The sequence below is a fragment of the Pseudomonas sp. BN102 genome (assembly GCF_029871245.1).
Lineage (GTDB): Bacteria > Pseudomonadota > Gammaproteobacteria > Pseudomonadales > Pseudomonadaceae > Metapseudomonas.
The window spans coordinates 64,037-73,804 of sequence record NZ_SSON01000073.1 but is presented as its reverse complement, the minus strand read 5'-3'; the positions used below and the strand labels follow the sequence as shown (position 1 = coordinate 73,804).

Below are 9,768 nucleotides of genomic sequence, written 5' to 3'. Positions count from 1 at the left end.
TCCCGTCCGCTGCGCCATATAGAAGCCCTCAGGTAGCAATACCTGGGGGCTTTTTCTTTGCCCTCGGAGAGCGCGTGGGCCTTTTGTTCGGCATATCGGCTCATTGCCGAGTGAGCTTCGGGTTTCTGTTTCGCCCTCCCGGGCGACTCCCTTTGGCAATCGCCCCAAAGGAAGCAAAAGGCTTGCCCCTGCATCCGGCCCCGGCTTCGCCGGGGTCCCCTCCCTTCATCGTTGCTCCGGGGGCACGGCGTGAGGGGCCATCCATGGCCCCGCACGCCTCTCGCGGCATCCATGCCGCTCGTCCCCCTGCGCAACGATTCCGCTCGGCCTCCTGACGGGGTGGAATTGCTGCCCCACCTCTTCTGCCCAGGCTCAGGCAATGAGCGGGCATCAGAATTGCCGTGCCTTGTCAGGCGCGAGTCACCCCTCTCCCTTCAGGGAGAGGGGCAGGGGGAGAGGGGCGGGGTAATTTTCCGGTCACCTGCGCTCGTTACCTTATTGGCATGGTCTTTGTTTCCTGATCCATGTCGAAACCAGGAGGAGCGGAAAATGGACGATTACCAGGAAGAGATTCTCGATTTCCACGCCGACGAGCAGGACTCGCTGGAGCCGGCCGACGACGCCACCGAGATGTGATCAGCCCGCCTGGCGCTGGGCGCGGCGGAACTCGCCGGGGGTGCTGCCGCTCCAGCGCTTGAAGGCGCGCTGGAAGGCTTCCGCGGACGCGAAGCCGAGCAGGTAGGCGATCTCGCCGAAGGTCAGTTCGGTGTCGCGGATATAGGCCATGGCCAGGTCGCGGCGGGTTTCGTTGAGGATGGTGCGGAACTGCGTGCCTTCCTCGGCCAGCTTGCGGCGCAGGGTCCAACTCGGCATCTGCAGGCGTGCGGCCACTTCTTCCAGGTCCGGTTCGCGGCCATGCAGCAGCGGCCCCAGCAATTGGGTGATGCGCTCGTGCAGGCTGCGGGTGCGGGTCAGCTGTTGCAATTCCCTTTCACAGATATCCAGTAGCTGCCGCCAGGTGCTCGGGCAATGTTCCTGGCCGCGCAGTGCCAGGGTGTCCAGGGACAGGCGCAGCTGGTTGGCGCCGGCCTCGAACTCCACCGGGCAGCCGAAGTGTTCGGCATAGCGTTCGGCGTAGTCGGGTGCGGCGAACTCGATTTCCACCTTCTCCACCCTTATCGCGTTTCCGGTCAACTGGCCCAGGTAGCTTTGCCAGCCCGCCAGTACCGAATCCACCACGAAACGGTTGAAGGCGTTGTAAGGGCTGATGGAGTAGAAGCGCAGCCAGGCGCCCTTGCTGTCTTCATGGAAGCTCGACTGGCCGCGGTAGTTGCTCGCGTAGAGCCGCTCGAAGCGGGTCAGGGCGCGGGCGGCCTCGCGCAGGTTCGGCGCCTGGGCGGCGCACACGCCGGCCAGGCCCAGTTGGCCGAGGCGGCTCATGCGGCCCATGGCCAGGCCCAGGGCCGGGTCGCCGCAGAGCTGGATGGCCGCATGGCCGAGGCGCATGAAGCGAGGGATCGACAGACGCGCCTGGGGCTCGGCCAGCCGTGCCTGATCCAGGCCGAAGCGCTGCAGCAATTCCTCGGGCGACTGCCCGGCCTGTTCCAGGGCGGCTGCCATGCCGTGGACGAAGCCCACGGACAGGTCGCCCAGCTTGACCCTTTCCGTCTTCACGGAGCGCTCAGCCAGGCATTCAGCAGGTGGCTGCCCGGCGCCTCGCTGGCCTGCGGCGCGGTGGCCGGCGTGAGCTCGCTGCCGGCGGGCGAGTTATGCAGCGGCCAGAGGCGGCCGCGCAGGAATAGCGCCTGGCTGGCGCTGGCCGGGCCGTCATTCAGGGTTACCAGGTTCAGCGGATAGCCCTGGCTCCAGCTGCGGGTGATGGTCACCAGACCGCTGCCGGTCTGGAAGCTCTGCCGGGATTCGCGCCTGGCGCTCTGCGGCCAGGGTTCGCTGAAGGGTTCGCCGAGTAGCAGCCCATCGGGGGAGAAGGCCAGCGCCAGGTTGTAGAGGGCGCCGTGGCCGCTGCGCAGCTTGCCGTCCCTCAGGTAGGGCGAGGGCAGAAGGATGGAGCCGGCGAGGATGGTCACCCGGTACTGGCTTGCCAGGCCGCTGAACAGGTGCTGGTAGTCGCGCGCCGCACGCCTGGCCTTGGCGCGTAGCAGGGCTTCTTCCAGGTCCTGGCCCTGGAGGAAAAGGCGGCCGAGCAGGGTGGGGTGGCTGAGGGTCAACAGCCGGCCGGCTTCGGCGAGGGAGCGCGCCTGGTAGAGACGGTGCTTTTCGTCGCGCAGCAGCAGCCAGGTGCCGATGTGGTCGGGCAGGGCGACCACCGTCTTCTCGTTCAGCAGTCCCTTGGCGCGTGCCTGGTCCAGGGCGGCGGCGAGTTTCATGCGCAGCAGGTCCGGGTCGCGGTAGTCGCTGGGGTAGAGCGCTGGGCGGATCGCCAGCAGGTTGCCGGCCGCGCCGGCCGTGCCGACGTCGCTGGCCAGGCTGGCGCGCAGGTCGGACAGGTAGTGAGCGCGGGGGCGCTCGCCGGTCCACACCCCATAGGCAGTCAGGCAGCTCACCAGGAGGGCAGCGATCAGGGGCATCAGCAGTTTACGCATGGGATTCCCGTAGGGCGGAGATGCCGATCAGGGTAGGGGAGGTGCTGCGACTTGCCAAGGGGCGCTGTCAGTTTGGATCAATAACTTGTCAGTTTCGATCATTGAGCCAGCTTGTCCGGCTCTTTATCGTCTGCCCCATAACCGATCCCGGCGCTGTGATGCCGGGACACTTCGTGAACAGCAATACCTGTTGTGGAGGCACCATGACCGACGCCCGCTACCCGCACCTGCTCGCGCCCCTCGACCTGGGCTTCACTACCCTGAAGAACCGCACCCTGATGGGGTCCATGCACACTGGCCTGGAAGAGAAACCCAACGGGTTCGAGCGCATGGCCGCCTATTTCGCCGAGCGTGCCCGTGGTGGCGTCGGCCTGATGGTTACCGGCGGCATCGGCCCGAACGCCGAAGGCGGCGTCTACGCCGGCGCGGCCAAGCTGACCACCGTGGAAGAGGCGGAGAAGCACCGCATCGTCACCCGTGCGGTGCATGAAGCCGGCGGCAAGATCTGCATGCAGATCCTCCACGCCGGTCGCTATGCCTATAACCCCAAACAGGTGGCGCCCTCCGCCATCCAGGCGCCGATCAACCCCTTCAAGCCCAACGAGCTGGACGAAGAGGGCATCGAAAAGCAGATCCAGGACTTCGTTACCTGCTCGCAGTTGGCCCAGCAGGCCGAGTACGACGGCGTCGAGATCATGGGTTCGGAGGGGTACTTCATCAACCAGTTCCTCGCCGCCCACACCAACCAGCGCACCGACCGCTGGGGCGGCAGCTACGAGAACCGCATGCGCCTGGCGGTGGAGATCGTCCGCCGCGTGCGTGAAGCCGTGGGCCCGAACTTCATCATCATCTTCCGCCTGTCCATGCTCGACCTGGTGGAAGGGGGCAGCACCTGGGACGAGATCGTCACCCTGGCCAAGGCCATCGAGGCCGCCGGCGCGACCCTGATCAACACCGGTATCGGCTGGCACGAGGCGCGCATCCCGACCATCGCCACCAAGGTGCCGCGCGCGGCCTTCACCAAGGTCACCGCCAAGCTGCGCGGCGAGGTAAAGATCCCGCTGATCACCACCAACCGCATCAACACCCCCGAGGTGGCCGAGCAGGTGCTTGCCGAGGGCGATGCCGACATGGTCTCCATGGCGCGTCCGTTTCTCGCCGACCCGGACTTCGTCAACAAGGCCGCCGAGGGCCGCGCCGATGAAATCAACACCTGCATCGGCTGCAACCAGGCCTGCCTGGACCACACCTTCGGCGGCAAGCTGACCAGTTGCCTGGTCAACCCCCGTGCCTGCCACGAAACCGAGCTGAACTACATTCCGGTCGCCCAGGCCAAGAAGATCGCCGTGGTCGGCGCCGGCCCGGCCGGCCTGGCCGCCGCCACTGTCGCCGCCGAGCGCGGCCACAGCGTGACCCTGTTCGACGCCGCTGCCGAAATCGGCGGCCAGTTCAACGTGGCCAAACGCGTGCCGGGCAAGGAGGAGTTCTTCGAAACCCTGCGCTACTTCAAGCGCAAGCTGGAAACCACGGGCGTCGACCTGCGCCTGAGCACCCGCGTCTCGGCGGACGACCTGGCCAAGGGTGGCTTCGACGAGGTGATCCTGGCCACCGGCATCGCCCCGCGCACCCCGGAAATCCCCGGCGTCGACCATCCGAAGGTGATCGGCTACCTGGACGCCATCCTCCAGCGCAAGCCGGTGGGGCAGAAGGTGGCGGTGATCGGCGCTGGCGGCATCGGCTTCGACGTCTCCGAGTTCATCACCCACCAGGGTGAATCCACCAGCCTGAGCTGCGAGGCCTTCTGGAGGGAATGGGGCATCGACCGCGCCCTGGAAGCCCGCGGCGGTATCAAGGGTGTCCAGGCCCAGCCTCACGCGGCGGCGCGCCAGGTGTTCCTGCTGCAGCGCAAGAAGAGCAAGGTGGGCGACGGCCTCGGCAAGACCACCGGCTGGATCCACCGTACCGGCCTGAAGAACAAGCAGGTGCAGATGCTCAACTCGGTGGAATACCTCAAGGTGGACGACGCCGGCCTGCACATCCGCATCGCCGAAGGCGAGCCCCAGGTGCTGCCGGTGGACACGGTGATCGTCTGTGCCGGCCAGGACCCGCTGCGCGAGCTGCACCAGGGTCTGGTGGATGCCGGCCAGAGCGTGCACCTGATCGGCGGTGCCGACGTGGCCGCCGAGCTGGATGCCAAGCGCGCCATCAACCAGGGTTCGCGCCTGGCCGCCGAGCTCTGATCCACCCCGCCGCCCGGTGCAACGCCGGGCGGCTTCCCCGCCAAGCCGAACCACGTCACATTTTCACCTCGCCACCGGTCCGCTCGAGGTCCGTGGCTGACGTCTGCCAACCCAGTCACATTGCCCGCCGGCTAATTTCCCCTAGACTTTTCTAAAGTCCGGATCGGTGCGTGCGGTCGAATCCCGCGTGCGCCCCGCCCCCATCAACGCCCGCCGTGATTCACCGCGTAGAGCCAGAGGTAGAGCGATGAGCATGCTGAAGAAGCCGCAACTGGTGGAAGCCGTCGTGTTCTACAACGACCGCGGCATCTGCAAGCAGATGCTCTACTCGGAGTTCGAAGCCATTCTCGACGGCGTGGTCGGCTTGCCGGAATTCGCCGACTGCCAGATGCGCCTGGCCTACCTGATGATCAACCCGCGTCTGCAGGTGCGCTCGGTGGTCTTCTTCTATCTGGACTTCGACGAGGACGGCCGTGCCGACACCGGCTGGAACCTGCCCCTGCGGCAGCTGGCCGAGCGCGCCGGACGCGGGCCTGACCTCGGCGCCGGCCCCATTCGCCTGGCCTGCCGCAGCCAGTGTCCGGTGTCCTGGCAGCAGATGCACCTCTGGGACCCGAGCCTCAACGCCGACAGCAACGACCTGGCGCTGCTGCGCGACGCCATCAAGGGCAATAACCTCGGTTTGCTGGTGGAAGAGGAGCTGCCCCAGGTGCTGGACGCCGAGCGGCTGCAGGTGGCCCCGGAAGACAGCTGGTACGCGCCGCCGGAAATCACCAAGGAGATGGCCGAACAGTTGGCGGAAAAGATGGAAAAGGAGCACCGCCTGAAGACCGCCCAGCTGGTGCGCCAGCAGCGCTTGCGTCTCAGCTCCCTCAGCCAGCAGAACGAAGAGGCTCTGGCGCGGGCGCGCCAGGCCGCCGACCAGAGCAACACCGCGCTGCAGGAGCAGATACGTTCCCTCCAGCACGCGCTGCGCCAGCAGGAAGAGATCAATGCCGGCCTGCAGACCCAGCTCGCCAGCGAGTCGGAGCGCTACCAGGCCAGCCGCGAAGAGATGAACCAGAAGTTGCGTGCCCTGGAGCGCCACGGGCGCACCGAGGCGGACATACTTCGCGTCCAGTTCGAGGGCGAACTCCAGGCGCAAGTCGCCGCTGCTGTGGCCGAGTACCGCGAGCAGCTCGCCATTCATGATGTCGAGCTTGCCTATCGGGACCAACTGGACGCCCAGTTGCAGGCCGAGCTCAGTCGTCTGCGCCAGGAATGCGAAGCCCTCGAAGGCCAGTCCGGGCAGTTGGTGCTGGAGCGCCTGGCGCAGCTGGGCGTGGTCTTCGTGGTCTACCACCCCGGCGCCGGCCATCTGACCATCCCGCTTTCCGACATCGCCCGCTACCAGGACAATCCCCTGGCCTACGCTGCGGCCAAATGCTTCGTCTCCGAGAACCAGTACCGCCAGTGGCTGGCCCATTACCAGCAGCCTACCTGCGAGGCGAGCCTGCCCAATGGCGACCGTTGCAGCATGCCCATCGACCGTGTCGAGGCGCCCAGTCGCTTCGTCGCCGGCGAATCCAACTGCTGTCCCCGGCACCGGACGGGACGGCGCCTGCGCACCGCCGGTTGAGCGGCCCGCCCAGTACGCGCCTGGATTATCCTTGCGCCCCCTTGGCGGACGCCCACGGACCCGACCTTGCCCCTGACCCTGCCTGACTGGAACCCCCGCGGCGCCCTCGAGCCCTTGCGCCTGCCCTGGCTGGCCGCAGCCGGGCTGGAGCTGGCCGTGCTGCGCCTGGACGCCCTGGACCCTCTGGTGTCGGGCAACAAGTGGTTCAAGTTGGCGCCCTACCTGGCCGCGGCCGCCCGTAACGGCGCCGAGGGCGTGATCAGCCTGGGCGGCGCCCATTCCAACCACCTCCACGCCCTGGCAGCTGCCGGCGCGCGCTTCGGCTTCGCCACCGTTGGCCTGCTGCGCGGCGAGCCTCAGCAGATGCCAACGGTGCAGGACCTGCAGAAGTTCGGCATGGCACTGCACTGGCTTGGCTACGGCGGTTACCGGGCGCGCCACCAGTCGGGCTTCTGGGAGCCCTGGTTGCAACGCTACCGGGGCTTCCAGCCGGTGCCCGAGGGCGGCGGCGGTCTGCCAGGAGCCCGAGGGTGCATGGGGCTGGTAGCGATGATCCGCGAACAACTGGACAGCCTCGGCTGGGACGATTACCACAGCCTTTGGGTCGCCGCCGGTACCGGCACCACCCTGGCGGGGCTGGTGCTGGGCGAGGAGGGCCGGCACCCGGTGATGGGCGCCCTGGCAGTGCCGCCTGACCACGGCGTAGCCGAGCAGATGCGTAGCCTCCTTGCCGGCGCGGGCCGGACCAACCAGGGCTACCGCCTGATCGACGCCAGTCGCGGCGGTTTCGCCCGGCTGGACGCCCAGCTCGCACGCTTTCTCCTCGACAGCGAGCGCGACGGCGGCCTGGCCCTGGAGCCTCTCTATACCGCCAAGGCGCTGCTGGCGATCCGCGAAGAAGCTGAGGCCGGACGCATTCCCGCCGGCAGTCGACTGGTGCTGCTGCACACCGGTGGCTTGCAGGGGCGCCGGGCCATGCAGGCCAACCTGTTGCAACTGGCCGGCTACACTGACCGGGCAATGGAAGAGCAAGGATGACTCCATGAGCGAAGCCCTGAATCCCCAGCAGCTGCGTAGCCTGGTTCCGCTCAACGCGCTGTCCGAGCAGCAGTGGCGCGAGTTGCGTTCGCAGCTGGTGCCGCAGCCGCTGTTGGCGGGCCAGCTGCTGTTCCGTCGCGGCGACCAGGCGCGCCTGACCTACTACCTGCTCTCCGGCGAACTGCTCCTGCGCGATGCTCAGGGCGCCGAAGTGCGTGTGGAGGCCGGCAGTGAGTCCGGCTGCCATCCCGTATCCCCGAGCCTGCCGCGCCTCCACGAGGCGATGGCCTCGCGCGACTGTGCGCTGCTGGCCATCGACAGCGCCACCCTGGCGCGCCAGCTGACCTGGCGCTCCGCCCAGCAGGACCTGCTGCTGGAGCTTGACCAGGAGGGCGACAGCGAATGGCTGGAGTCGCTGCTGGCCAGCCCACTGCTTGCCAAGGTGCCGCCGGCCAATGTGCGCAGCATGCTGGAGCGCCTGCGGCGGGTGGAACTGCCGGCGGGCAGCCGGGTGGTGAGCGAAGGGGAGGAGGGCGATTGCTGCTATTTCCTGCAGTCCGGCCGTGCCGAAGTGATCCGCGGTGCTGGCAGCGAAGCGCAGCTGCTGGCCGAACTGGAGGTGGGCGCCTGCCTTGGCGAGGAAGCCTTGCTCGGGGATTGCCCGCGCAACGCCAGCGTCACCCTGCTGGAAGACGGTGTGCTGCAACGCCTGGACCGTGGGGACTTTCTCGAACTGCTCAAGGCGCCGGTGGTGGATGAAGTCAGTCTCGGCGAGGCGGTGCGCCTGCTGGGCGGCGGCGGCCAATGGCTGGATGTGCGCCTGCAGGAAGAGTACGAGCGCGCCCATGCGCCCCAGGCGCTGAACATGCCCCTGCACCTGCTGCGCCTGAAAGCCCGGCTGCTGGACGGCGGTGCCACTTACCTGTGCTACTGCGACAGTGGCAGGCGCAGCGCCAGTGCGGTGTTCATGCTGTCCCAGCTGGGGTTTCGCGCCTATGCGCTGCGCGATGGCCTGGATGCCTTGCCGGCCCTGCAACGCGATGCGCTGATCAGTGAAGCCGGCGCCGGCTACCTGGCCCGCTCCGGCGGCCGTATCGAACGCAGCCGCTGACAGCGAAGGAACCTTGTCGGGTGCGCTATGTGCACCGATTCCGATGCCCAGGGCCCGACCGAGTCTGCTGACGCCAATGCCTGGTGCGCACGGCGCCCCCTACGCGACCTGGCCCGGGCTCACCCTACAGCGGCTGCAACGGCCAGCGATCGCTGACCACGAAGACCCGTTCGGCCTCCTGCCAGCGTCCGTCCTCGTTCGGCACCAGGCGAACCAGCAGGCGTGCGGGGCTGTCCGGCTGAAGCTGCTGGCACCACTGCCGGAAGCTTTCCTCACTCCAGCATTCACCGGCATCGCAGGCCGCCGGAGCCAACCAATCCTGGCGCGGCAGCGGCTGCCAGCAACCTTCGGCGCCCTGGCCGAGGAAATCCTCCAGTTCGTTGTGGCGTAGCCAGCGCCCGCGCAAGTGGGCGGGATTGGCGCCGAGTGGCGCGGTGCAATTGCCCGGCCAGGGGTAGAAGAGGTAGCCGCCGAGCCAGAGTTCGGCGCTGGCCGGCTGGGCGTCCAGCTGGGCCAGGACCTGGCGGCTTTCGGGGCTGGCCGAGAGGGGCAGCTGGTGCTGGCTGAGGTGTTCCAGCTTGCGGTCGAGGCGGTCGTGGCTGCCCGGACCTATCCATTCCGAGGGATTGCCGCCATCGCCATGGCGCGGGCCCAGGTAGAGCTTGATCGCCAGTTCCAGGTGATGCACCCCTTCGGCGTCGCGCAGCAGCAGGTCGAGCTCGCCCAGGGTCTGTCCGGCGATGCGGATCGGCAGGTTGGCCGCCAGCAGCTCCACGCCCGGTGCCTGGTCGAGGGCGAATTGCCAGAGCTTTTCGTAATAGAGCCCGAGGCGGCGGTTGGAGGCCTGTGCCAGCCAGTGGTCGAGGGATTCGGGTTGCTGGTCCAGCTGACGCAGCCAGTCGGTCAGGCGGCCGGGGTGGCTGGCCCAGCCGCTGGCGCTCAGGGGGTGGCGCTGGCGCCAGGGCGGCTGGCTGAGCAGCGGCGGCGACAGCAACGCCCAGGCCAGGTCGCGCACGCCGGGGTGGCGCAGCTGGCGGGGCAGGTCGGTCAACGATTCGAATGCTTGCATGTTGCGAGCATAGCCGACGGCGGTTTGCCGCTGTCCGCCGCTATCCTCCATAATTCCGCCATTCCTCTCCTCGCAACGCCGCCCTGGAG

8 protein-coding genes are annotated in these 9,768 nt (G+C 67.8%); 5 read left to right on the top strand and 3 right to left on the bottom strand.

From position 1 onward, the window contains the following. The first annotated feature begins 510 nt into the window (after positions 1-510). On the top strand, positions 511-636 hold the full coding sequence (locus E8F12_RS19665; protein ID WP_280326876.1) for a hypothetical protein: 126 nt from the start codon (positions 511-513) through the stop codon (positions 634-636). On the opposite strand, the gene E8F12_RS19660 is transcribed toward E8F12_RS19665, so the two are convergent. Both E8F12_RS19660 and E8F12_RS19655 read right to left on the bottom strand, forming a co-directional pair. Continuing rightward, on the bottom strand, positions 637-1,674 hold the full coding sequence (locus E8F12_RS19660; protein WP_280326875.1) for an AraC family transcriptional regulator: 1,038 nt from the start codon (positions 1,672-1,674) through the stop codon (positions 637-639). It abuts the gene before it with no gap. Then, positions 1,671-2,603 (bottom strand): hydrolase, encoded by a 933-nt coding sequence (locus tag E8F12_RS19655; RefSeq protein WP_280326874.1) that lies wholly within the window; start codon positions 2,601-2,603, stop codon positions 1,671-1,673. Before E8F12_RS19655 ends, E8F12_RS19660 begins: the two co-directional genes overlap by 4 nt. 203 nt (positions 2,604-2,806) lie before the next feature. On the opposite strand from E8F12_RS19655, the gene E8F12_RS19650 reads away from it, so the two are divergent. The 4 genes from E8F12_RS19650 (at position 2,807) to E8F12_RS19635 (ending at position 8,610) form a co-directional block, all read left to right on the top strand. Beyond that, complete coding sequence (locus E8F12_RS19650; RefSeq protein ID WP_280326873.1) at positions 2,807-4,843, top strand: NADPH-dependent 2,4-dienoyl-CoA reductase; 2,037 nt, start codon at positions 2,807-2,809, stop codon at positions 4,841-4,843. Between the two features lie 247 nt (positions 4,844-5,090). Beyond that, on the top strand, positions 5,091-6,461 hold the full coding sequence (locus E8F12_RS19645; protein WP_280326872.1) for a chromosome partitioning protein ParA: 1,371 nt from the start codon (positions 5,091-5,093) through the stop codon (positions 6,459-6,461). Between the two features lie 72 nt (positions 6,462-6,533). Next, positions 6,534-7,499: a pyridoxal-phosphate dependent enzyme gene (locus E8F12_RS19640; RefSeq protein WP_280327104.1), complete on the top strand. Its 966-nt coding sequence runs from the start codon at positions 6,534-6,536 to the stop codon at positions 7,497-7,499. 4 nt (positions 7,500-7,503) lie between these two features. After that, the gene (locus tag E8F12_RS19635; protein WP_280326871.1) at positions 7,504-8,610 is read left to right on the top strand and encodes a cyclic nucleotide-binding domain-containing protein; all 1,107 of its coding nucleotides are present in this window, start codon (positions 7,504-7,506) and stop codon (positions 8,608-8,610) included. Positions 8,611-8,734: 124 nt separating this feature from the next. On the opposite strand, the gene E8F12_RS19630 is transcribed toward E8F12_RS19635, so the two are convergent. Further along, entirely contained in the window at positions 8,735-9,679 is a 945-nt protein-coding gene (locus E8F12_RS19630; RefSeq protein ID WP_280326870.1) for a DUF1853 family protein, read from the bottom strand. Positions 9,680-9,768: the final 89 nt, after the last annotated feature.